This window comes from Streptococcus mitis (assembly GCF_003942775.1).
Classification (GTDB): Bacteria; Bacillota; Bacilli; order Lactobacillales; family Streptococcaceae; genus Streptococcus; species Streptococcus mitis_CN.
This window is the reverse complement of sequence record NZ_RJNX01000004.1, coordinates 82,801-106,337: the sequence shown is the minus strand read 5'-3', so window position 1 is coordinate 106,337 and position 23,537 is coordinate 82,801. Positions and strand designations below refer to the sequence as shown.

Genomic DNA, 23,537 nt, shown 5'->3' with positions numbered 1-23,537 from the left:
TACTTACCTTCTATGATGTTTTGTTCTTAATGCCTTGCGAAAATCAAGAGCGATTCTTAACAGAGAATAAAGAGGATGGGTGGGCATTGTAAACTCACCCAAGTATTCTTCAATCGTTGGATTAAATTTTTCCTTAAAATGGTAAAGTCCACCATTGAGAGAGTTTTCAACACCACCTAAATTTTGCCACACCATACCTCGCTCAAAGGCATAGCGAGCTGTTTCATACCAAGTTAAAATTGGTGCATTATAACGTTTAAAAGCATCATCCATACCAGCATATAGATTAACAGAGGTATTACCAAATTCCAAACTCAAAGTAGCTGCTAAAGGAATGTTTGATTTTTCTTCATTCAGATATCTCTGCAAGAAATCTCTTTCTTCTACCAAACGCTCTTTTTCCTTCTTCTGGGCTTCTACTTTTGAAGTTCGAGTCGACTCAGTAAACGCCTCTTCCAACGCTAAGTTTTTCGCTAACTGTTCTTCTAATTCTCGTAAACGCTTAGCGATATCCAGAGTAGCCAGCGTAATGTAGGCCTTGTCCTTAAAATTATCTAACAATTTTTTATAATAGGCTTCATTCCTCAAATGGATATCTTTTCGCTTCTCAGTTTTTTTCATCAAAAACGAGAAAGATTCTAACAATTCATCTCTACCAATCTGAATCTCTACACCCTTATTTCGAGCGGATCGAATAGCTTGTTTTGTTGACTTGCAAAGTTTATCTTCTATAAAATTTTCCTTGTATACTTTTGCCTGAATACGAGGCTGAATGGTATCTCCCATTCCATCGGTCTTTCCTGACCACCTTACTCCCATTCTTTGCAAATTTTCAATAATAGCCATATTTTCAGGATATTCTATTTTTTCATGCTTGATTGAACTTTGCGATAGGCAAATACTTGGGTCAAAAATCACAAAAATCGCTCTCTTGCTTCGAGCATAGGACTTAATGGATTGAAGAACAAAGTTCAAGAGTTCAGCATCCTTATAATCTAATACAGGACCTCTTGGGATATAAAACATTCTATAGCCTAGAGGAAGAGTTTTAATCAAAATACTAGCTGTAGCCAGTAATTTATCTCCTCGGTAGGCGCCAAACTTTTCATGTTGCCAATCAGACTTAACCTCTTCCCAAGCACTACTTTGTAATACATTGACTAATTCATGTTCTTTAACAAACTGATCATATTCTAATGTGGGAATGCCAATTTGATAACGATACATCTCTTACTCTCTTTCCAACAATAATAGAATTTAACTACTATTCTACTATTTTTGTTTAGAAAGTCTAGTAAAAACATATTTTAGTTTCTATTCCATAGAAGACATGGTTATTGAAAGAGTAATACAAACTAAACTAGCTTAATCTCTCTTCTAATTTGAAATCGATTGGTAGGGTTGCTAAGAACCGTTCCAATTGTTTTTCCCAGTAGTACCATTCGTGAGTTCCAGCACTATGGCTATAGGTCACATCAAATCCCAGTTTTTTGAGATTTTTCACTGCTAGATTATTGGCTTCATACAAGAAATCCTGCTCGCCACACCAAGCCCACAGCTTGGTCTTTTTATCCGATTTTTTAGCCAGACTTTCAAGAGAATAAGGACTAGTTGTCCAGTCTTTAATCTCTCCAAAAACACCTCTCCAATAAGCTGGTGTTCCCAAATCTTGGCTCTCAGGAGAAAAATCTTGAAAGCTAAGGGCACCTGAAAAACTAGCTGCATGAGAAAAACGATTTGTAGCAAGAGCCAGTTTAAAGCAGCCGTAGCCTCCCATAGAGAGACCAGCGATAAAGGTCTTTTCACGCTTGCTGGTCATATTAGGGAAGAAGCGTTTCAAAACCTGTGGCAATTCCTCTGCTAGAGCTGTGTAATAGTCAAAACCATACTGGGTATCAGTGTACCAACCGTTGCTGGTATTGGGCATGACGACGATGAGATTGGTTCCTCGAAGCAAGCGTTCTACGTTGGTCCGCTTGAGCCAGCTATTATGGTTACCAGACATCCCGTGCAAGAGGTACAAGACTGGAATGTCTTTACAATCTGGTTCTTCCACTCGATTGGCATCAGGATAGAGGACATTCACTCCCCACTCCATATCCAAAACTTGTGAGTAATACTCGATTTTCATTACTGCCATAATTTTTTCCTCTATTTTTCTATAAGAAAAAGCCGAAACTCGACTTTCCCTCTATTTATTTCAACAATTATTTTGCTTCCATGACTACTGGTAAAATAGCTGGACGACGCTTAGTCTGGTCAAAGAGATACTTAGTCAAATTATCCCGAACCTTCCCTTTAAGATCTGCCCAGTCAAAGTCATCTCCTTGAAGATAGTCTTCTACCGTTTGGTTAATCAATTCTGAACTTTCACGGAGAATATCGCGGCTCTTCTTGAGATAAACAAATCCGCGCGTATGAACACGAGCCTTGGCCACAATTTTCTTCTCACGACGGTTAACGGTAATTGCGACGATGAAAATACCATCCTCTGACAAGACCTTACGGTCACGAAGAACCACATTTCCAACATCACCGATGGCATTCCCGTCAATCAAGACATCCCCTGCTGAAACAGCTCCAGCTGGGACAAAATCTCCATTCTCATAAGCCATGCTGGTTCCCTTTTTAGGGATGAAAATGCGTTCTGGCAACATTCCAACTGCCATAGCAGCCTTAGCATGAGCATCTAACTCACGATATTCCCCTTGAATTGGGAAGAGATACTTAGGTTGCAAGAGATTAATCATCAATTGCAAGTCACGCGCATTTCCGTGCCCTGACACACGCAAGCTTTGAGTGATCAGTTTGACAACCCCTCCAGCTTGATAAATCATATTTTCCACACGCGCCATGACTGCTTCCTTGGCGATAGACGGAGTCGTTACGATATATACTAAGTCACCGTCCTTGATTTCCACATAACGGTGGCGACCAATCGACATCTTGCGAAGACCGTTGATAGGCTCACCCATACGACCTGTCTCAAGGATAATCAACTCATGGTCTTCAAAGCGAGACATATCTTTTGGCTTAATCAAAAGACTCTCGTTAGCTAGAGACAATTTCTTAAGACGAATAGCAGTGCGGACGATATTTTCAATATCGAATCCTGTCAAAACCACACGACGACCTGTTTCATCCGCAGCGTCAAACACCTGCTGGATACGAGAGAGGTTGCTGGCTACTGCTGCAACAATGATACGTCCATCCCAATCAGAAATGGTTTGAGTGATTTCATCCCCAACTTCACTTTCACTAGCCACTTGGATATTGCTATCTGCATTGGCTGAATCGCTAAGAAGAGCCAGAACTCCATCACGACCGATTTCTGCCAAACGAGCGAAGTCTGTCGCATAGGATTCACTAGCTGTCTGGTCAAATTTGAAGTCACCTGTATAAACGATACTACCTTCAGCTGTCTTCAAGACAACACCCAGACTTTCTGGGATAGAGTGGGTCGTACGGAAGAAGGACACCACAGTCCCTCCAAAATCTATCTCCGTATCCTCATCAATGACATGGAAATCATTAAATTTCTTAACTGTGTCATTCCCTTTGACAAAGAGTTTTGCCAACTCAATGGTCAACTCAGAGCCAAATACAGGTACCTTGGCTTCAGCCAAGAGATAAGGCAGAGCACCAATAGCATCTGCATGTCCATGGGTCAAGAAGACGCCAGCGATACGGTCGCTATTTTCAAAAAGGTAGTCCATATTTGGAATAACTACGTCCACCCCTAGTTGTTCGTTTTCAGGGTATTTCAGACCTGCATCCAAAACGAAAATAGATCCATCGATTTCAGCGATATACATATTTTTCCCATTTTCACGCACACCACCAAGTGTTGTTAAACTGATATTACTCATTTTTCCTCCGAAAGCTTAGTTTATCTTGATTATAGGGTTACTTTCCCTTTTATTCTAAAAGCACTATTACTTTTAGCCGAATCTTTTCCTAACATTATACCATTTTTTTGATGATTTTCAAAATGAAGATTTGTTTTCAAAAAAGAGCTGGTTTCCCAACTCTTTCCTATGATCTACTCTTTTTCCATTAAAAAGTCATAAATTTCTTGCACGGTACCCAGCGCCATCATTTCTTGGTCTTTGACGGTTTGTTTGAGATTTTGGTAAATCTGACTTTCTCCTATCTCTCTCTTTGGCGCTTCTTTATTGACTGTCATAACCCCATCTTTGATTACCACAAAACCTAATTCTTCAAATATTTGAATCATTTTGACCAGCAAGATTTGTTGAATATTGAGATAAGCAGCCAAGTCTTTCAGCTTGTAGCGAATATCAAACTCTGGAAACTGGTAGATGGTCTTGTACAATTTGGCAAACTGCTCTCTAGTCCCATAACCTGTTAGATAGTAGGCCTTGTCAATATCATTTTTGAAATAGACCGCAGAGAAATTCTGTTCCTGAAAAATGGTCTTCAGCTGAGTAATATCCTCAGGAACGGTTTTTACGATAACAGCTTCACTATCCGCCAGATTTGGCAGTTCTCCAGCAAAATCCAAGACTGGAACTCCTTCTGGCAAGACTGCATTCTTCCCACGGATATTAAAAAGTTGAACACCCTCCACACGCGCATCCACCATCATCAGCTGCAGGGCAGTTTGGCCATTCCATTGGTTGACAGAGAGAGTCACTGCCAATTCCAATTGCTTGGTCTGTGAGAATTCAGTCGCCCTTTTCCCTTGGCCAAAGGCCACTACCTCAAAACTCGCCTCGCCTTTAGAAATTTTCAGCTTGAGATGGGCATTACCTGCCCCCATAGTACGGGCACTTTCGACCTGAAAATCCTTGATATAAAAGATAGGTTTCTGATTGTCCATGCCAAAAGGTGCCAAACGTTCAAAACTTTTGACCGTTTCCAAGCTAAGTGTCTCCAAATCTAGCTCTTCATCTAGATTTAACTTGTTCTTGCCAGCAGCATCTGCTCCTTTTTCACGGACATAATCTTCCAAAACCTGAGATAAATCTGAGAGTTTCTCAACTTCCAGCGTCATTCCTGCCGCACCAGCATGACCACCAAAGGCTATGAAGAGGTCTCTATGAGGATCCAGAGCCTCAAAAATATCGACCGCTTCCACGCTACGAGCACTACCCTTGGCACGACCGTCCTCTATATTGAGAACGATGACTGTCTGCCCTAGTTCTTCCAACAAACGACCAGCCACGATTCCTAGAACCCCAGGATTCCAGCCCTCCTTAGCCAAAACTTGGACCTTCTTCTCAGGGTCCACCATGGTCTTAGCTTCTTCATAGATAGACTGAACGATTTCCTTGCGCTCTTCGTTTTTCTGATGAATCATGAGAGTAATCTCATGCGCTTCTTCATCATCAAACCCAGTCAGCAAATCAATGGCAGGATTGGGATCATCCAAACGGCCCAAGGCATTCAAACGAGGAGCAATCTGGAAACCAACCGTTTCTTCTGTTACTTCATTAGCGGCAATCCCAGCCATATCCAGCATTTCTTGTAAACCAATGCGCTGAGTATGCCCCAGCATTTCTAGACCATATTGAACCAAAATACGATTCTCATCTGTCAAACTAACCATATCAGCAATGGTACCAATAGCGACCAAATCAAGCAATTCCACTTGTACTTCTTCTAACAGGGCACAAGCCAGCTTGAAAGCCACTCCGCAACCAGCCAAATATTTGAAAGGATAGTTCGCATCCGGATGTTCAGGATGGACAATAGCATAGGCATCTGGTAAGGTTTCAGGTATGGAATGGTGGTCTGTCACAATGACATCTACTCCCATAGACTGAGCCAGTTCAATGGCTTCGTGACCCGCAACTCCATTGTCCACCGTCACAATCAAGGAAATCCCTTCTTGCTCGATAAAGTATTTATAAACACTAGCATTTGGACCATAGCCATCAGTAAAACGATTGGGCAGATAAACCCGGCACTCAGCGCCAAGCTGTTCCAAACTTTCCTTCACAATCGAAGCTGAAGTCATGCCATCCGCATCGTAATCTCCATAAATGAGGATATTTTCCCCTTCTTCAATAGCCTGACGAATCCGTCCCACTGCCTTATCCATATCATGGAGTAGATAAGGGTCATGCAAGTCCTCCAAGGAAGGTTCTAAAAACTTCTTCAGACTCTCTTGGTCCTGAATCCCTCTCTCAAATAGTAACCGAGCCACCTCAGGACCCAATCCAGCCTTCTTGGCTATCTTTGTAAAATCCGCATCTTCTACTTGCGGGGCAAACTGCCATTCATAAGTAGGTGTTATCAAAAAGACATCCACTCTTTCTAAGAATTCTATCGTTTCATTATAACATGATTTAGGCTTTTTCTCTATCCAGATTGCTTTTTTATAAAATTTTAGTGAATTTTTTCAGATATGATTTGACAAGACAAATTTTTTGGTGTAGAATCATGTTATAAAATCTAACACAAAGGAGATTCCTTATGGCTTTAGTAGAATTTGAACACGTCGAAAAATATTACGGAGACTACCACGCACTCCGCGACATCAATCTCCGTTTTGAAAAAGGGCAAGTTGTTGTCCTCCTAGGCCCTTCTGGTTCTGGAAAATCCACTCTTATCCGCACCATCAATGGTTTGGAGGCTGTTGACAAGGGAAGCCTTCTAGTAAATGGGCACCAAGTTGCTGGTGCCAGCCAGAAAGATTTGGTACCTCTTCGCAAGGAAGTCGGCATGGTTTTCCAGCATTTCAACCTCTACCCTCACAAAACAGTGTTAGAAAACGTAACACTCGCACCCATAAAAGTTCTAGGAATTGATAAAAAAGAAGCTGAAAAGACAGCCCAAAAATATCTGGAATTTGTAAATATGTGGGACAAGAAAGATTCTTATCCAGCCATGCTGTCTGGCGGACAAAAACAACGGATTGCCATTGCACGTGGCCTCGCTATGCATCCGGAACTCCTCCTCTTTGATGAGCCAACGTCTGCCCTTGACCCTGAAACCATCGGTGATGTTCTGGCAGTTATGCAAAAATTGGCCCACGATGGTATGAATATGATTGTCGTTACTCATGAAATGGGCTTTGCCCGTGAAGTTGCTGACCGCATCATCTTTATGGCTGACGGAGAAGTTTTGGTAGATACGACAGATGTTGATGACTTTTTCGACAATCCAAGCGAACCTCGTGCCCAACAATTCCTCAGCAAAATCATCAACCACGAAAGTGACAAAGTAAAATAAGGAGGCGCCTATGAAAAAGAAATTCTTTTTATCAGCATTATTGATTAGCCTTTTCGGCCTTGCTGTTGCAAAACCAGTCCAGGCTGATACCAGTGTCGCAGACATTCAAAAGAGAGGCGAGCTGGTTGTTGGTGTGAAACAAGACGTTCCCAATTTCGGTTACAAGGATCCCAAGACAGGGACCTATTCTGGTATCGAAACGGACTTGGCCAGGATGGTAGCTGATGAGCTCAAAGTCAAGGTTCGCTATGTGCCTGTTACCGCACAAACCCGTGGACCCCTTCTAGACAATGAACAGGTCGATATGGATATCGCAACCTTTACCATCACAGACGAACGAAAAAAACTCTACAACTTTACCAGTCCCTACTACACAGACGCTTCTGGATTTTTGGTCAATAAGTCTGCCAAAATCAAAAAGATTGAGGACCTAAACGGCAAAACCATCGGAGTTGCCCAAGGTTCCATCACCCAACGCCTGATTACTGAACTGGGTAAAAAGAAAGGCTTGACCTTTAAATTCGTCGAACTTGGTTCCTACCCAGAATTGATTACTTCCCTTCACGCTCACCGTATCGATGCCTTTTCCGTTGACCGTTCTATCCTATCTGGCTACATCAGTAAGCGGACAGAACTACTAGATGATAGTTTCAAGCCATCTGACTACGGTATCGTTACCAAGAAATCAAATACCGAGCTAAACAATTATCTTGATAACTTGGTTACTAAATGGAGCAAGGATGGTAGTTTGCAGAAACTTTATGACCGTTACAAGCTCAAACCATCTAGCCATACTGCAGATTAAGGAGGATACCCCATGACAGATTTATCATCTTGGACAGCCTATTTTCAGGATTTTGGACAATTTTTCAATGGTTTCCTCTTCACCCTTGCCCTAGCAATTGGATCCTTTATCCTCGCCATGGTTTTAGGCATCTTCTTTGGAGCCATGTCAACCAGCAAACGTCCAATATTGAGAATTTTGGCTCGCATCTTTGTCGAGTTTTACCAAAATACTCCCCTCTTAGTGCAGTTTGTAATCGTTTTTTACGGCCTACCTCTTATCAGTGACCACACCATCATGATTCCGATTTATTGGACGGCTGTTCTCTGCGTGGGACTCTATCACGGCGCCTATATCGCTGAGGTTATTCGCTCAGGCATTCAGTCTATTCCTAGCGGTCAGATGGAGGCCGCCCTGTCGCAAGGTTTTACCTATATCAGTGCCATGCGCTTGATTATCTTGCCTCAGGCCTTTCGTATCATTCTCCCTCCTTTGACCAACCAAATCGTCAACCTCATCAAGAACACCTCTACAGTTGCCATCATCTCTGGAGTGGACTTGATGTTTGTGACCAAGTCTTGGTCAGCACTTAACGGAAACTACATCCCAGCCTTTCTAGGTGCTGCCCTTCTCTACTTTGCTCTATGCTTCCCTGTTGCCCAGTTTGGTCGCAAGATGGAGCAAGCCAACAAAAAAGCCTATTCACTTTAGGAGGTTACTATGGATTCCATTTTAGAAGTTTTGACCCCAGATAACCTAGTCTTTATCTTTAAAGGATTTGGCTTGACCCTCTACATTTCTCTGATTGCCATCGTCCTCTCCACCCTGATCGGGACGGTACTTGCAGTTATGCGAAATGGGAAAAATCCTGTCTTGCGAATCATCTCCAGCATTTACATCGAGTTTGTGCGTAACGTTCCCAACCTCCTCTGGATTTTCACCATCTTTTTAGTTTTCAAAATGAAATCCACACCAGCAGGAATCACTGCCTTCACTCTCTTTACATCAGCGGCCCTAGCTGAGATTATTCGAGGTGGTCTCAATGCCGTAGACAAGGGGCAGTACGAAGCAGGAATGTCACAAGGCTTCACTTCAGCCCAAATCCTCTACTACATCATTCTCCCACAAGCCATTCGTAAAATGCTGCCAGCCATCATTTCTCAATTTGTAACCGTGATTAAGGATACCAGTCTTCTCTACTCTGTTATCGCCCTACAAGAACTCTTTGGAGCCAGCCAAATTCTCATGGGCCGTTATTTCGAACCGGAGCAAGTCTTCAGTCTGTACATCCTGATTGCCCTCATCTACTTCAGCTTTAACCTAGCCATTTCTAGCCTGTCTCATATGCTAGCAAAACGTTGGCAACAAGCTGCAGAATAAACAGCAACTCTCCAGTTCAATTGGAGAGTTTTTTTATGGGAACAGAAATTTACACACCTAGATTTGACACCATACTTTTTCTATGATAAAATGTAACAAATTTGTTTACAACAAATCAAAATCTTAATGAAATGGAATTTTCTATGAAATCAATCAAAGGACTACTCTTTATCATGGCTAGTTTTATCTTGACTATTTTGACTTGGATGAACACTTCTCCCCAATTCATGATTCCAGGACTAGCTTTAACAAGCCTATCTCTGACTTTTATCCTAGCCACTCGTCTCCCCCTACTAGAAAGCTGGTTTCACGGTTTGGAGAAGGTCTACACCGTCCACAAATTCACAGCCTTTCTATCCATCATTCTACTAATCTTTCATAACTTTAGTATGGGTGGTTTGTGGGGCACTCACTTAGCTGCTCAGTTTGGCAACCTTGCCATCTATATCTTTGTCAGCATCATCCTTGTCGCCTATTTAGGCAAATACATCCAATACGAAGCCTGGCGATGGATTCACCGTCTGGTTTATCTAGCTTATATTTTCGGACTCTTTCATGTCTACATGATGATGGGCAATCGTCTTATCACATTTAATCTTCTAAGTTTTCTTGTTGGTAGCTATGCCCTTTTAGGCTTGCTAGCTGGTTTTTATATCATTTTTCTATATCAAAAGATTGGCTTCCCCTATCTAGGAAAAATTACCAATCTCAAACGCTTAAATCACGATACTAGAGAAATTCAAATCCATCTTAGCAGATCTTTCAGCTATCAATCAGGACAATTTGCCTTCCTACAGATTTTCCAAGAAGGTTTTGAAAGTGCTCCGCATCCCTTTTCTATCTCAGGAGGTCATGGTCAAACTCTTTACTTTACTGTTAAAAATTCAGGTGACCATACCAAGAATATCTATGACAATCTTCAAGTCGGCAGCAAAGTAAGCGTAGATAGAGCTTACGGACACATAATCATAGAAGAAGGACGTGAAAATCAGGTTTGGATTGCTGGAGGTATTGGAATAACCCCCTTCATCTCTTACATCCGTGAACATCCTATTTTAGATAAACAGGTTGACTTCTACTATAGCTTCCGTGAAGATGAAAATGCAGTCTATCTAGATTTGCTCCGTGACTATGCTCAGAAAAATCCTAATTTTGAACTCCATCTAGTAGACAGTAGGAAAGACGGCTATCTTAATTTTGAGCAAGAAGAAGTGCCCGAACATGCAAGCGTCTATATGTGTGGTCCTCTTTCTATGATGAAGTCACTTGCCAAACAGATTAAGAAACAAAATCCAAAAACAGAGCTTATTTACGAAGGATTCAAGTTTAAATAACCACTCATACTCTCCTGGAATTTCCCAGGAGTTTTTTCTACGCAATCTCAAAAAACACTGCCAGATTTCTAGCAGTGTTTTGAGTTTTATTTATCTTAGTAAACTGTTTTTTCAGTTTCTACATCGAAGAAGTGGGCTTTGTTCAAGTCAAATCCAAGTTCAACTGTTGCACCTGTTTGCAAGTAGTCACGAGCATCAACTTTAGCAACGAATTCATCTTTACCAACTTGGCAGTAAAGGTGAGATTCTGAACCAAGCAACTCTGATACAGAGATAGTAGCTTTGACAACTGATTCTGGGAATGTTTCAAGGAAAGCAGGTTCTGCATTCACGTCTTCTGGACGAATACCGAAGATCAATTCTTTACCTTCGTAGCCTTTTTCACGAAGAACTTTCAATGCTCCTTCTGGAACTTTCAAACGGAAACCATCAGAAACAATTTCGCTTCCAACCAATTTCACATTAATGAAGTTCATAGCTGGGCTTCCAATGAATCCTGCAACGAATTTGTTAACTGGGTTTTTGTAAACTTCTTGAGGAGTACCGATTTGTTCTACACGTCCGATAGTACCTGTACCAGCAGGGTTCTTAGTTGCTGACATGATAACGATACGGTCTGCAAGTGTCATCGCTTCTGTTTGGTCGTGAGTTACGTAGATAGTTGTAGCTCCGATACGACGGTGGATTTTCGCAATTTCAGCACGCATTGATACACGAAGTTTTGCATCCAAGTTTGACAAAGGTTCGTCCATCAAGAACACTTTTGCATCACGGACGATGGCACGACCCATGGCAACACGTTGACGTTGACCACCTGAAAGGTCAGCTGGTTTACGATCCAAGAATTCTTTCAAGCCAAGGATTGCTGCTGCTTCTTGCACACGTTTGTCGATGTCTTCCTTGCTGTATTTACGCAATTTCAAACCGAAAGCCATGTTGTCATAAACCGTCATGTGTGGGTAAAGAGCGTAGTTTTGGAATACCATGGCGATATCACGGTCTTTTGGAGCTACATCGTTAACAACCACGCCATCGATAGATGCAGTACCTTCTGTGATGTCTTCAAGACCAGCAATCATACGAAGAGTTGTTGATTTACCACATCCTGAAGGACCTACGAAAACGATAAATTCTTTGTCTTTGATGTCCAAGTTGAAGTCTTCAACTGAGTAGTGTTCGCTGTTTGGATATTTTTTGTAAATGTTTTTAAGATTCAATTCTACCATGAGGTGAACTCCTTTTGTCTTTTGATAGTTTTATTATAGATGAAAACGCTTTACATTTCTATGGCAAGATGACCAAAAAAATAAAAAAGTTCTGTGCAACTTGCACAAAACTTTAGAGAATATCTGGTAAAATCAACTGATAACACAGGGTCAGATCAGTCAATTCCTTCAATTGAAGCCCTGTCAATTCTTCCCACTTATCAATCTTGTATTGGAGAGAATTGCGGTGCAGATAGAGTTGCTGGGCTGTTTTTGTTAAAACAGCACTATTTTCCCAAAGAGAGAGAATGATTTCCTGAATCTGGTCTTGATCCAAAATCATCTGGTGTAGACATTCCTTGATTGCCTTCAAGTCCACGAGTCTTTCTCCCATACTCCAAAGATAGAGCTGAGAAAAAGTATGAACACCTTGGTGACCCTGACGCCACCAAGTCTTGAACAAATCGCGCTCAGATTTGATTAAGTCTGATAGGGCCTGATTTCCCGTCTGAGACCAAACCTGGCCTAACATGATAGAGAGACGAAGTCCAAAGTCATACTCAACCGCTTCAATCGTATCACTTAAAATAGCTCGTACAGATGTGTATTTGTCTTGCTGAAGCACGAAAACATAATCCTGAGCTCCGACCTGAATCACCGTCTGACAGTTGGGAAAAAGAGTCCGCATCATATCCAGCCAAGAAGCTAGATTTTCCTGCTGAAAATAGGAAAGATGACAATAAACCAACTGAATCTTTTTAAAAGTTTTCGGCGCCTGTCCCTTCCCCTCAATCAGATAAGGATACCAAGGATTGAGCGAAATAGTTTGCTCCTGTTTGGTTAAGAGAGCTACCAGTTGTTTTTCACGTTCGCTAAGACTAGCTTCCTCCAGCAAAATCCACTGCTGAGAAGCTAAAGGGAGAGTGAGATAGCCCTCTCTCTTTACTGGTTGGTCTGAAATCTGAGCTTCAGGAAACCAGTCTTGTAGTTCTTTTGCCATCATGTCCTAGCCCTCCACTTTTTGGATGCACCAAGAAATTAAGGTTTCGAGGCGCTCCATATTTTCAGTCATATGGAGATATCCCATCACTGCTTCAAAACCTGTGGACATACGGTAAGTCACCACATCAGCATTTTTGGCCTTGGTGTGGCTATTGGTATTGCGACCACGTTTGTAGATTTCTTCTTCTTTTTCCGTCAGGACATGCTCCTCCAACATAAGAGAAATCAGGCGAGCCTGAGCTTTAGCCGACACATACTTGGTCGCTTCTTGGTGGAGTTTATTGGGTTTGGTCATGCCTTTGAGGATGAGGTGACGACGAATATACATAGAATACACCGCATCTCCTTCAAAGGCTAGCGCAATCCCGTTAATGAGATTGACATCAATCACGTGTCCACCTCACTCCATCCTTGGTGTCAAGGAGCTTAATCCCTTGAGCAGCCAATTGGTCACGGATATGGTCCGCTGTCGTAAAGTCACGATTGGCACGCGCTTCTTGGCGTTTTTGGATCAAGTCTTCAATCTCTGCATCCAAAACTTCCTCAACAAAGACGATTCCAAAGACTTCCAACATAGCCGCAAGAGTTTCCTTAACACTTGCATCATAGTTGCCAGAGTTGATCCATTTGGCCATTTCAAAGACAACTGTGATACCGTTTGCGGAGTTGAAATCCTCATCCATAGCGGCAACAAACTTATCTTTAAAGGTCTGTAACTCTTGAGCATCTACAGTCCCAGAAAATGGTTGCTCATAAGTGTTCTTTAGATACTTAAGATTTGTCTCTGCGTCACGCACTGCCTTTTCGGTAAAGTTGATTGGCTTACGGTAATGCTGTGTGGCAAAGAAGAATCGAAGCACTTGGCCATCGAGGTTTTTGAGGGCATCATGAACAGTGATAAAGTTGCCCAAGGACTTGGACATCTTGACATTATCAATATTGACAAAGCCATTGTGCATCCAGTAGTTGGCGAAGGTCTTGCCTGTTTTGGCTTCTGACTGGGCAATTTCATTGGTATGGTGAGGAAACTCTAGGTCAGCTCCACCACCGTGAATATCAATGGTGTCGCCCAAAATCTCTGTCGACATGACTGAACACTCGATGTGCCAGCCCGGACGACCAGGTCCCCAAGGACTGTCCCAAGAAATCTCGCCTGATTTGGCAGATTTCCAGAGGGCAAAGTCTACAGGATTTTCCTTACGAGCTGTTTCTTCATCGGTACGACCTGAAGCACCCAGCTCCAAATCTTCCAAGGTTTTATTAGCCAACTTGGCATAGTTGTGGGATTTTTCCACACGGAAATAGACATCTCCTTGGCTCTCATAAGCAAAACCTTTTTCAATCAAATCTTCCACAAAGCGGATGATGCCCGCCATAAACTCGACTACACGTGGATGGCGAGTCGCAGGTTTGACACCCAAGGCCGTCACATCCTCACGAAAGGCAGCGATATACTTGTCCGCAACCTCCTGAGGTGTGATACCCTCTTCCTTGGCACGGTTGATAATCTTATCATCCACATCCGTAAAATTGGAAATATAGGAAACCTCGTACCCACGGTACTCAAAATAACGACGAATGGTATCAAAAGCCACCGTTGAACGAGCATTTCCCACGTGGATATAGTTGTACACCGTTGGCCCACAAACATACATCTTTACTTTGCCGTCCTCAATCGGGACAAATTCTCGCAAATCACGAGACATGGTGTCGTAGATTTTAATCATAAATTATAATCAGGAAAGCTAAAATCCAAGAACAGTTAGTCTCATCACTGAGAGTTCAATTGAATTTCAGTCCGAATGCCTCTACACTTCGGAATCCCTTGCTCCTTTCTCATTCAGATAAACCACCTGAGTCTGTTTGACAAAGCCAATTTTTTCATACAAACGTTTGGCACCTACATTGCTATCTTCTACTGCAATCTGAAATTTCTTATCATTTTGCTCAATTAGTTGGTTGACAAGGAATTTTGCTAAGTAGCTCCCATAGCCTTTCCCACGTTCAGGTTCTGATATTGCTAAACCGTAGAAGTAATTCGTATCGCTCGATAAATCAACCGTGCAAGTTCCAATAACCTGACCGTCTTTTAATAAAATATACAGGCGGCTTTCTGGATCTTTCAGAGCTTCAGCAACATATCTATCCACAACTTCTCTAGATTCATGTTCCTCTGAGAATGCCTGAAATTTTAATTGACTAATTTGATCCTGATACGAACTATCAGCTAACAAAACTTCAAGATTGGAAACATTTGCTAACGGATAAGGTCTTCTATCCTTACCTAACCAGGTTTCTGTCTCTTCATCCTCAACCAGTCCCCAGTTGCTGACAAAATCAGGATGGCGGTCTAGAAAAACACGCTCTGTCTGAAAAGTGACTGAACGAATAGAAAAAGAAACTGTTTCTCTCTCAAAACTAGTAAACAATGCACGCGCAATTCCCTGATGGCGATGATCTGGATGAACCAGTATCGTCACTTCCACATCTTGGTCATCAGCATAGACAGTTAAGAGACCAACAAGTTCGCCTTTTTCATAATAAAGGAAAAAGGCGGGCATGTTTGGGTCAAAATTAAGCATGTTAGAAAGATAGGGATCACGATAGGTACCGTCATAGTTTTGGCAACAGTTAATTAGTTTTTTCGCCTCAGATAGCTCCTCTTGGCTTAACTTGTTTCTTGCTTGAATCATATAGGTATCCTCTACAACCCAGACGATCTGTGACTGGCATCTTTAGCATGCTCGAGTTTATTGACGTAGTACTCTCGTTTTTCTTCGACTTCGTGGATGACCGGCTCATCCTTTTTACCATGTACACGGACAATCTTAGCAGGAATACCGACAACCGTCACATCACTAGGTACGTCTGCCACGACAACTGCTGCTGCACCGACCTTGGCATTTTCACCAATTTCCACTGGTCCAATGACTTGGGCATGAGCGGATATTAAAGCTCCTTTTCGCACGGTTGGATGGCGTTTGCCACAGTCTTTCCCTGTTCCCCCAAGAGTCACCCCATGATAGAGGAGAACTCCCGTCTCAACGATAGCCGTCTCTCCAATCACCAAGCCAGAACCGTGGTCGATAAAGACACCTGAATCAATCTGGGCACCTGGATGAATCTCAATCTGAGTCCAAAAGCGCCAAAACTGACTGTGCATACGAGCCAGGAGTTTGAAGCCATGCTTCCAGAGAAAATGCGAGAGACGGTGGGCCGCCAAAGCCTTGACACCTGGATAAGTCAGCAAAACCTCCAAAGTGGTGCGGGCCGCTGGATCATTCTCTTTTACGATATCAATGGTTTCGCGCCACCATCCCATACATTTCTCCTTTTCTTATTCTGAATCTTTTGGTGTTTCTGTAATTTCTTTCTTAGGTTTGTGATCCTTGTGATGACGTGGGCGGTGAGGACGCTCTGATTTTTCACCTTTTTCATCACGTTCAGGTTTTGGAGGACGAGGAAGAAGGGCTTTCATAGAAGCATCCACACGTCCTTTTTCATCAATCTTGATAACCTTAACATCAACTTCATCCCCGATTGCTACCAAGTCTTCGACATTATTGGTACGAGTCCAAGCCATCTCAGAGATATGAACAAGGGCATCTGTCTTATCAAAGAGGTTAACAAAGGCACCAAATTTCTCGATACGAACGACTTTAGCACGGTAAACTTCATCTACTTTGGCTTCACGAACCAAACCAGCAATAATTTCTTTAGCACGGTTAATGGCATCTTGGTCACTAGAGTAGATAGACACATTTCCTTCTTCATCGATATCGATCTTAACGCCGGTTTCAGCGATAATCTTATCGATGGTTTCTCCACCCTTACCGATGACAATCTTAATCTTGTCCACATCAATTTTGATGGTATCAATTTTCGGAGCAGTTGGAGCCAATTCTGGACGAACTTCTGGAATGGTTGCTTCAATCACATCAAGGATTTCAAAACGTGCTTTCTTGGCTTGAGCAAGAGCCTCAGTCAAGATTTCTGCAGTAATCCCTTGGATCTTGATATCCATTTGAAGGGCTGTAATCCCATCACGAGTACCTGCAACCTTAAAGTCCATATCTCCAAAGTGATCTTCCAAACCTTGGATATCTGTCAAGACTGTATAGTTGTTTCCATCTGAGATGAGACCCATGGCAATCCCTGCTACTGGTGCCTTGATTGGCACACCACCAGCCATAAGGGCAAGAGTTCCCGCACAGATAGAAGCTTGAGATGAAGAACCGTTTGATTCCAAGACCTCAGCTACCAGGCGGATAGCGTATGGGAATTCCTCCAAGCTTGGCAAAACTTGAGCAAGAGCACGTTCACCAAGAGCACCGTGACCAATTTCACGACGACCTGGCGCACCGTAGCGTCCAGTTTCCCCTACAGAGTATTGAGGGAAGTTATAGTGGTGCATAAAGCGTTTCTTGTACTCTGGATCCAAACCATCGATGATTTGAGTTTCTCCCATCGGAGCCAAGGTCAAGACTGAAAGAGCTTGAGTTTGTCCACGAGTAAAGAGACCCGAACCGTGCACACGAGGAAGGAAGTCAACAACCGCATCCAAAGGACGGATTTCATCAACCTTACGACCGTCAGGACGCACCTTGTCTTCTGTGATCAAACGGCGCACTTCCGCGTGTTCCATTTGTTCCAAGATTTCAGCCACATCACGCATGATACGGTCAAATTCTTCGTGATCTGCATATTTTTCTTCGTAAACAGCAGTCACTTGGTCTTTGACTGCTTGAGTTGCAGCTTCACGAGCCAATTTTTCTTCTACTTGAACTGCCTTTTGGAGGTCGCTGTTGTAGGCTGCGATAATTTCAGCCTGTAATTCAGCGTCCACATGAAGCAATTCTACTTCTGCTTTTTCTTTACCAACAGCCGCAACGATTTCTTCTTGGAAAGCAATCAATTCTTTGACCGCTTCGTGCCCTTTAAGGAGGGCTTCCAGCATGATTTCTTCTGACAATTCTTTAGCACCAGACTCTACCATGTTGATGGCGTGTTTGGTACCAGCTACTGTCAATTCAAGGAGAGATTGCTCTGCTTGTTCTTGCGTAGGGTTGATAATGATTTGACCATCTACATAGCCAACCTGTACCCCAGCGATTGGTCCGTCAAATGGAATCTCTGAAATAGAAAGCGCCAAGGATGAACCAAACATAGCTGCCATTGGTGCAGAGGCATTTTCATCATAAGAAAGCACGGTATTGATGACTTGCACTTCATTACGGAAACCTTCCGCAAACATTGGACGGATTGGACGGTCAATCAAACGCGCTGTCAAAGTCGCATCTGTTGAAGGACGTCCTTCACGTTTCATAAAGCCACCAGGAAACTTCCCAGCCGCATACATTTTTTCTTCATAGTTGACTTGAAGTGGGAAGAAATCCCCAGTTGCCATTTTCTTAGACATAACGGCCGCAGTCAAGACAGTTGACTCACCGTAACGCACGACAACAGAGCCATTTGCTTGCTTAGCAACCTGACCAGTCTCTACGATTAACTCACGACCCGCAAAAGTCGTTTGAAACACTTGTTTTGTCATTTTAATCCCCTTTGGATTGATAATATTATACGTCTTGCCTACAAAGATCAAGATATTTTGGACGGTTCGGCTTGCCGAACATTTCTGTAGAAAAATAGGAAGGTGACACCGCACTCGATGAGTGCTAGGAAGCTTATCTTTTTTCCTAAGAAATGAGGCCAAAATTCAATTAAGTATCTTTTGGATATTTCCCTGAAATAGTGCGGACTGGAGGTAAAATTATCCAGTGGATGATTTTAGAAATCCAGTGGAATTTCATCCCTAATTTTTTAGCCTGAAGTCTAAAAAATTCCGTCCTAGAAAATAACAGAGTTATTCTCTAGGATACCACGATAGCGTGAAATATCTTTTAAATACTCACTCCGTTCGTTTTTTTTGAGACACACATCATCAGATTTTGTTTAAAAAATAATCAACTTTAAACAAACTTCTACAACCTAAATACCCTCATCTTTGTATCAAGTACGTACAGAGTCTATTTTATCATATTTTTCTTAAAAAGTGCGGTCTTTACCATTAAAAAGGAACCATTCCCCTCAGCTGAGAAGAATGGTTTGCTTTTTATTATCCTAGAGACTGGTGATTAAACAAGGCATGGGTTGCTTGATGAATGTATTTTGCTGTTTCAGCATTGTTCATGGTGTAGAGATGCACACCGGCAACATCCTGAGTTACCAAGTCCACGATTTGGTCCACTGCATAGGCAAGTCCTGCTGCTCTGAGCGACTCAGGGTCATGCTCATACTTGTCTAAGATGGCTTTAAATTTGCGTGGAAGATGGATATTCTCACAAGTCTTCAAGAGACGGAGAGCCTGATTTCGATTCAGAATTGGCATAATCCCTGCATGAATGGGAATATCAATCCCAGCCAAAGTACATTTGTCTTGGAAATCATAGAAGCGCTCATTGTCAAAGAAGAGCTGAGTTACAAGGCTCGAACAACCTGCATCCACTTTCTTCTTAAGATTTTGAATATCTGAAATCTGATTTGGTGAATCTGGATGGCCTTCTGGATAACAAGCACCAACAATATCAAAGTGAGGGGCTTGTTCCTTGATGAACTCAATCAAGTCAGTTGCATAGCGGAAATCCTTTTGCGGCTCCACATCAGGGATAATATCCCCACGCAAGGCCAAGATTTTCTGTACCCCAACCTTGTCCAAGTCAGCAATGGTTTCAGCCACCTTGTCCTTAGTCAAATAGATGGCTGGCAAGTGGGCAATAGTCGGAATCGTCAAGTCATTTTGGATAAAGTCAGCCAAACGAACCGTCGTTTCCTTGATATTAAATTTATTATTGCTGGCAGTCACACTGATAAAGTGGGGAGCCAACTCCTGCATATTTTGAAGAGCTACAATAATCTTATCGTTGCCTACTGCTGGGTTGGGAGGGAACACTTCAAATGAGAGTGACGGTGTTTGGCGTGACATAGTCCTTATCCTTTTCTAGTTGATTTTTTTCCTTAGCTGGATTCCTAGAATCCAAGTGAAACAGGCAGATTGACCAAACAGCGCTTCTTGAGAAATCCTATCTTACAATTTCTCACGCGCAGCTTTAGCTGCTTCAACAAGGCGGATCAAGCTTTCTTTTGTTTCTGGAATACCACGTGTTTTCAAACCACAGTCAGGGTTGATCCAAACTTTCTTGCTTGGCACTTTAGCAAGGATGGCTTCGATTGTGTGGTCGATTTCGCCTTCATTTGGCACACGAGGTGAGTGGATATCGTAAACCCCAGGTCCCACTTCTGTTTGGAAGTTTTTCGCTTTGAGTTCGTCCAAGATTTCAAGGTTTGAACGGCTAGCTTCAAAGGAAATAACATCTGCATCCATGTTGTCGATAGCTGGGATGATATCTGTAAATTCTGAGTAACACATGTGAGTGTGGATTTGAGTATCTGGCGCTACTGTTGAGTGTACCAAGCGGAAGGCAGGAATTGCCCAGTCAAGGTAGTCTTCGTACCAGTCGCTACGACGGAGTGGCAATTTTTCACGAAGAGCAGCCTCATCGATTTGGATGATTTTCACACCAGCAGCTTCAAGGTCAAGCACTTCATCCTTGATTGCAAGGGCGATTTGAAGAGTAGAATCCTTGATAGAGATGTCTTCACGTGGGAATGACCAGTTGAGAATAGTTACTGGTCCAGTCAACATACCTTTAACAGGTTTGTTTGTACGGCTTTGTGCATAGCTAGACCATTTAACAGTGATAGGGTTAAGACGAGTTACATCACCCCAGATGATTGGTGGTTTAACTCCACGCATACCGTATGATTGTACCCAACCATTTTTAGAGAAGAGGTAACCTGACAAGTTTTGACCGAAGTACTCAACCATGTCATTACGCTCAAATTCACCGTGAACAAGGACATCAAAGTCGATATCTTCTTGCCATTTGATCCATTCGTCAATTGTTTCAGCAAGGAAAGCGTCGTACTCTTCTTGAGATAATTCACCTTTACGGTAAGCCAAACGTTTAGCACGAACTTCTTTAGTTTGAGGGAATGAACCGATAGTTGTTGTTGGAAGAGCCGGAAGTTTGAAAGCTTCTTCTTGGATAGCTTCACGTTCTGCAAAGGCTGGCAAACGAGTGTAGTCTGCGTCTGTCAAGCCAGCGATACGCGCACGAAGTTCAGCATTTTCACCAACACGCTCAGTCGCAAAGAGTTCTTTGTTGGCTGCAAGTGCTTCTTCACCTTGACCATTGCGGATAGCATCCAAATCACGAATCTCATCCAATTTTTCAACTGCAAAGGCAAAGTGGTTCAAGATTGCTGGTTCAAATTCTTCATTAGCAGTTGTAAATGGCACATGAAGAAGTGAGCATGAGCTTGTCAAGACAATATTTTCAGCTGGGATTTGCTCAAGAACAGCCAAGCTCTTTTCGTAGTTGTTACGCCAGATGTTTTTACCATTGACAATACCTGCATAAAGAGTCTTGTCAGCTGGGAAGCCACCTTTAACCAATTCAAGAGTTTTCTTACCTTCAACAAAGTCAAGACCGATAGCATCTACTGGCAAGTTTACAAGGTCAGCGTAAACGTCACGAACGTCTCCGAAGTAAGTTTGAAGCAAGACTTCAAGACCTTTTTTGTCAGCCAAAAGTTTGTTGTAGAGGTTCAAGAAGAGGGCTTTTTCTTCAGCTGTCAAGTCTTTTACAAGAGCCGCTTCGTCGAGTTGGATGCGAGTCGCACCAAGTTCTGCCAATTTTGCAAAAACTTCTTGGTAAGCAGCCACTAAGCTGTCTACGAAGTCTTCTGCTTTCACACCTTCTTCAAAGTCTGACAATTGAAGGAAAGTGAATGGACCTACAAGAACTGGGCGAGTGTTCAATCCAAGTTCTTTTGCTTCTTGGAACTCATCAAAGATTTTGTGACCTGCAAGTTTGACTTGAGTGTCTTTTTCAAATTTAGGAACGATGTAGTGGTAGTTGGTGTTGAACCATTTCTTCATTGGAAGGGCGCGAACGTCTCCTTTTTCTCCTTGGTAACCACGACCCAAAGCGAAGTAGCGCTCAAGGTCAGACAAGTCCAAGTTTTGAACTGAAGCAGGTACCACGTTGAAGAGGAAAGCTGCATCTAGAAAGTTGTCATAGTGAGAAAAGTCATTTGATGGAATTTCAGTGATGCCTTTTTCTTTGACAATGTTCCAGTGTTTAGCACGCAAGTCTTTTGCGGCTGCCAAGAGTTCTTCTTCTGAGATTTCTTTTCTAAAGTATTTTTCAGTTGTAAATTTTAATTCGCGGAATTCGCCCAAACGAGGGAAACCGATGATTGTAGTTGACATGATGTGTCCTCCAAAATTTGTTGTTGAAACTATCTTAACAGAAAAGAAATCATCTGTATAATTGTAAAAAATTAGGCTTTGATATAGTTTGAAACTATATCTCTATTTTAAACAAAAGAAAAAGACTTGAGACAAATGCCTCAAATCCTTTGTGTAGCTTGTTTCAAAGCCATATTCTAGTTAGAATACTCAAACGCGTTATTAGTAATTCTTATAAGTGACTATGGCTTGTTATTAGAAAAGACTATAGGTTGATTTTTCTTTTGTAATTCTGATATTTCCCTGAAAAGTGCGGACGGGAGCAACTTACTTCGTAATTTCATCCCTAATTTTTGAGCCAGAATGTCTCAAAAATTCCGTTCTAGATAATAATAAATTATTATCTAGAATACCACTATAGCGGGAAATATCTGCTAAAAGCTCACTTCGTTCGCACTTAATTTAAAAAATGTTTGATTTTCTAAAATTATAAAATTGAGGTACTATAACTGTTAAATTTGTTGAAGCTTTCCAACTTCTACCACTCAACTTTTCCCCTGTTCAAGTGGGACGACTGCTAGTGTCTTTCCTAGACTAGCTAGGACTTTTAAGACTGTGTCCAACTGAGGACTTGTCTTGCCTGTTTCCATTCTAGCTATGACAGGCTGGCTTACTCCACTAAGTTCTTCTAGCTTTTTCTGACTGATTCCTTGCTCATGTCTAGCTTCAATCAACTCACCCATGATAGCCACTCTCATATCACTTTCAAGAATTTCTTCCTTGGTAAAGAGTTCTGTTCGGACATCCTTCCAATTACTTCCAATGGCACTATTCTTCATTACTCAACCCTCTTTCTTTTAAGTCCTTCAGTTCACGCTTGGCTTTTTCAATTTCTCTTCTAGGAGTTTTCTGAGTCTTTTTGACAAAATGATGTAAAAGAACAAAACTACCATCAAGCCACGCTATAAATAAAATTCGATTTCTCAAAGGTCTTAGTTCCCATATCTCATCTTCCAAGTGTTTCATATAGGGTTCACCTGCTCTAGTCCCGTGCTGACTAAGCAACTCAATATAGTCGTTTAGTTTGTTCAGTTTAATGCGACTATCTTTACTTTTCTGACTAGCCAATTCTCTCATATAATCCAAAACTAGCTCGTTTCCATTTTTGTCCTTATAGAAGTAAATCGTATGCACCAAGCAACCTCTTTCTAATTTAATTATAACTCAAACGTTATTAAAAGTAAATCTGAACACTCATAAAAAGAAGACCTTAGAAAAACTCTAAAGGTCTCATCTTTATTATTCGAAAAAATTACAAG

At 42.0% G+C, this 23,537-nt stretch carries 20 protein-coding genes; 5 read left to right on the top strand and 15 right to left on the bottom strand.

The annotated features are described in order from the left end of the window. Positions 1-3: 3 nt before the first annotated feature. The 4 genes from D8848_RS06890 to recJ form a co-directional block, all read right to left on the bottom strand. Positions 4-1,227: a peptidoglycan bridge formation alanyltransferase MurM gene (locus D8848_RS06890; protein WP_033685419.1), complete on the bottom strand. Its 1,224-nt coding sequence runs from the start codon at positions 1,225-1,227 to the stop codon at positions 4-6. A gap of 133 nt (positions 1,228-1,360) precedes the next feature. Then, complete coding sequence (locus D8848_RS06885) at positions 1,361-2,140, bottom strand: alpha/beta hydrolase (protein WP_049486691.1); 780 nt, start codon at positions 2,138-2,140, stop codon at positions 1,361-1,363. Positions 2,141-2,207: 67 nt separating this feature from the next. After that, a complete protein-coding gene (locus tag D8848_RS06880; protein WP_125443959.1) occupies positions 2,208-3,869 on the bottom strand; it encodes a ribonuclease J in 1,662 nt (553 codons plus the stop codon). Between the two features lie 173 nt (positions 3,870-4,042). After that, positions 4,043-6,265: a single-stranded-DNA-specific exonuclease RecJ gene (gene recJ / locus D8848_RS06875; protein ID WP_060628754.1), complete on the bottom strand. Its 2,223-nt coding sequence runs from the start codon at positions 6,263-6,265 to the stop codon at positions 4,043-4,045. Between the two features lie 176 nt (positions 6,266-6,441). Between recJ and D8848_RS06870 the strand changes: the two genes are divergently transcribed. The 5 genes from D8848_RS06870 to D8848_RS06850 all read left to right on the top strand — a co-directional run bounded on the left by D8848_RS06870 (position 6,442) and on the right by D8848_RS06850 (position 10,698). Then, on the top strand, positions 6,442-7,200 hold the full coding sequence (locus D8848_RS06870; protein WP_001229569.1) for an amino acid ABC transporter ATP-binding protein: 759 nt from the start codon (positions 6,442-6,444) through the stop codon (positions 7,198-7,200). A 10-nt stretch (positions 7,201-7,210) separates the two neighbouring features. Then, positions 7,211-8,005 carry a transporter substrate-binding domain-containing protein gene (locus D8848_RS06865; protein WP_125443961.1) on the top strand — a complete coding sequence of 265 codons (795 nt, stop codon included), beginning with the start codon at positions 7,211-7,213 and terminating at the stop codon, positions 8,003-8,005. Positions 8,006-8,017: 12 nt separating this feature from the next. Further along, on the top strand, positions 8,018-8,695 hold the full coding sequence (locus D8848_RS06860) for an amino acid ABC transporter permease (protein ID WP_125443963.1): 678 nt from the start codon (positions 8,018-8,020) through the stop codon (positions 8,693-8,695). A gap of 9 nt (positions 8,696-8,704) precedes the next feature. Then, a complete protein-coding gene (locus D8848_RS06855) occupies positions 8,705-9,364 on the top strand; it encodes an amino acid ABC transporter permease (protein WP_125443965.1) in 660 nt (219 codons plus the stop codon). A 143-nt stretch (positions 9,365-9,507) separates the two neighbouring features. After that, complete coding sequence (locus D8848_RS06850; RefSeq protein ID WP_185756864.1) at positions 9,508-10,698, top strand: ferredoxin reductase family protein; 1,191 nt, start codon at positions 9,508-9,510, stop codon at positions 10,696-10,698. 95 nt (positions 10,699-10,793) lie between these two features. On the opposite strand, the gene D8848_RS06845 is transcribed toward D8848_RS06850, so the two are convergent. The 11 genes from D8848_RS06845 to D8848_RS06790 all read right to left on the bottom strand — a co-directional run bounded on the left by D8848_RS06845 (position 10,794) and on the right by D8848_RS06790 (position 23,412). Next, complete coding sequence (locus tag D8848_RS06845) at positions 10,794-11,924, bottom strand: ABC transporter ATP-binding protein (protein WP_000229945.1); 1,131 nt, start codon at positions 11,922-11,924, stop codon at positions 10,794-10,796. Positions 11,925-12,036: 112 nt separating this feature from the next. Further along, entirely contained in the window at positions 12,037-12,906 is an 870-nt protein-coding gene (locus D8848_RS06840) for a helix-turn-helix domain-containing protein (RefSeq protein ID WP_060627715.1), read from the bottom strand. A gap of 3 nt (positions 12,907-12,909) precedes the next feature. Further along, the gene (locus D8848_RS06835) at positions 12,910-13,296 is read right to left on the bottom strand and encodes a Mini-ribonuclease 3 (protein ID WP_000567916.1); all 387 of its coding nucleotides are present in this window, start codon (positions 13,294-13,296) and stop codon (positions 12,910-12,912) included. Continuing rightward, positions 13,289-14,632: a cysteine--tRNA ligase gene (cysS, locus tag D8848_RS06830; RefSeq protein WP_125443969.1), complete on the bottom strand. Its 1,344-nt coding sequence runs from the start codon at positions 14,630-14,632 to the stop codon at positions 13,289-13,291. The genes D8848_RS06835 and cysS overlap by 8 nt, the downstream gene beginning before the upstream one ends. Positions 14,633-14,713: 81 nt before the next feature. Beyond that, a complete protein-coding gene (locus D8848_RS06820; protein WP_125443971.1) occupies positions 14,714-15,598 on the bottom strand; it encodes a GNAT family N-acetyltransferase in 885 nt (294 codons plus the stop codon). A gap of 11 nt (positions 15,599-15,609) precedes the next feature. After that, the gene (gene cysE / locus D8848_RS06815) at positions 15,610-16,227 is read right to left on the bottom strand and encodes a serine O-acetyltransferase (RefSeq protein WP_060627711.1); all 618 of its coding nucleotides are present in this window, start codon (positions 16,225-16,227) and stop codon (positions 15,610-15,612) included. 15 nt (positions 16,228-16,242) lie between these two features. Beyond that, complete coding sequence (pnp, locus tag D8848_RS06810) at positions 16,243-18,456, bottom strand: polyribonucleotide nucleotidyltransferase (RefSeq protein WP_125443973.1); 2,214 nt, start codon at positions 18,454-18,456, stop codon at positions 16,243-16,245. Between the two features lie 564 nt (positions 18,457-19,020). Next, complete coding sequence (gene metF / locus D8848_RS06805) at positions 19,021-19,887, bottom strand: methylenetetrahydrofolate reductase [NAD(P)H] (RefSeq protein ID WP_125443975.1); 867 nt, start codon at positions 19,885-19,887, stop codon at positions 19,021-19,023. A 102-nt stretch (positions 19,888-19,989) separates the two neighbouring features. Beyond that, on the bottom strand, positions 19,990-22,239 hold the full coding sequence (gene metE / locus D8848_RS06800; RefSeq protein WP_125443977.1) for a 5-methyltetrahydropteroyltriglutamate--homocysteine S-methyltransferase: 2,250 nt from the start codon (positions 22,237-22,239) through the stop codon (positions 19,990-19,992). Positions 22,240-22,763: 524 nt separating this feature from the next. After that, the gene (locus D8848_RS06795) at positions 22,764-23,057 is read right to left on the bottom strand and encodes a helix-turn-helix domain-containing protein (protein WP_049390291.1); all 294 of its coding nucleotides are present in this window, start codon (positions 23,055-23,057) and stop codon (positions 22,764-22,766) included. Beyond that, positions 23,047-23,412 (bottom strand): type II toxin-antitoxin system RelE/ParE family toxin, encoded by a 366-nt coding sequence (locus D8848_RS06790; RefSeq protein WP_125443984.1) that lies wholly within the window; start codon positions 23,410-23,412, stop codon positions 23,047-23,049. The genes D8848_RS06795 and D8848_RS06790 overlap by 11 nt, the downstream gene beginning before the upstream one ends. Between the last annotated feature and the right edge of the window lie 125 nt (positions 23,413-23,537).

Excerpts from the sequence above, each read along its gene's own strand:
- pnp (WP_125443973.1), bottom strand. The coding sequence starts at position 18,456 with ATGACAAAACAAGTGTTTCAAACGACTTTTGCGGGTCGTGAGTTAATC.
- D8848_RS06860 (WP_125443963.1), top strand. The coding sequence starts at position 8,018 with ATGACAGATTTATCATCTTGGACAGCCTATTTTCAGGATTTTGGACAA.
- D8848_RS06845 (WP_000229945.1), bottom strand. The coding sequence starts at position 11,924 with ATGGTAGAATTGAATCTTAAAAACATTTACAAAAAATATCCAAACAGC.
- D8848_RS06795 (WP_049390291.1), bottom strand. The coding sequence starts at position 23,057 with ATGAAGAATAGTGCCATTGGAAGTAATTGGAAGGATGTCCGAACAGAA.
- D8848_RS06850 (WP_185756864.1), top strand. The coding sequence starts at position 9,508 with ATGAAATCAATCAAAGGACTACTCTTTATCATGGCTAGTTTTATCTTG.
- D8848_RS06820 (WP_125443971.1), bottom strand. The coding sequence starts at position 15,598 with ATGATTCAAGCAAGAAACAAGTTAAGCCAAGAGGAGCTATCTGAGGCG.
- D8848_RS06885 (WP_049486691.1), bottom strand. The coding sequence starts at position 2,140 with ATGGCAGTAATGAAAATCGAGTATTACTCACAAGTTTTGGATATGGAG.
- D8848_RS06890 (WP_033685419.1), bottom strand. The coding sequence starts at position 1,227 with ATGTATCGTTATCAAATTGGCATTCCCACATTAGAATATGATCAGTTT.
- cysE (WP_060627711.1), bottom strand. The coding sequence starts at position 16,227 with ATGGGATGGTGGCGCGAAACCATTGATATCGTAAAAGAGAATGATCCA.
- D8848_RS06855 (WP_125443965.1), top strand. The coding sequence starts at position 8,705 with ATGGATTCCATTTTAGAAGTTTTGACCCCAGATAACCTAGTCTTTATC.
- D8848_RS06880 (WP_125443959.1), bottom strand. The coding sequence starts at position 3,869 with ATGAGTAATATCAGTTTAACAACACTTGGTGGTGTGCGTGAAAATGGG.
- metF (WP_125443975.1), bottom strand. The coding sequence starts at position 19,887 with ATGTCACGCCAAACACCGTCACTCTCATTTGAAGTGTTCCCTCCCAAC.
- D8848_RS06840 (WP_060627715.1), bottom strand. The coding sequence starts at position 12,906 with ATGATGGCAAAAGAACTACAAGACTGGTTTCCTGAAGCTCAGATTTCA.
- metE (WP_125443977.1), bottom strand. The coding sequence starts at position 22,239 with ATGTCAACTACAATCATCGGTTTCCCTCGTTTGGGCGAATTCCGCGAA.
- D8848_RS06865 (WP_125443961.1), top strand. The coding sequence starts at position 7,211 with ATGAAAAAGAAATTCTTTTTATCAGCATTATTGATTAGCCTTTTCGGC.
- D8848_RS06870 (WP_001229569.1), top strand. The coding sequence starts at position 6,442 with ATGGCTTTAGTAGAATTTGAACACGTCGAAAAATATTACGGAGACTAC.
- cysS (WP_125443969.1), bottom strand. The coding sequence starts at position 14,632 with ATGATTAAAATCTACGACACCATGTCTCGTGATTTGCGAGAATTTGTC.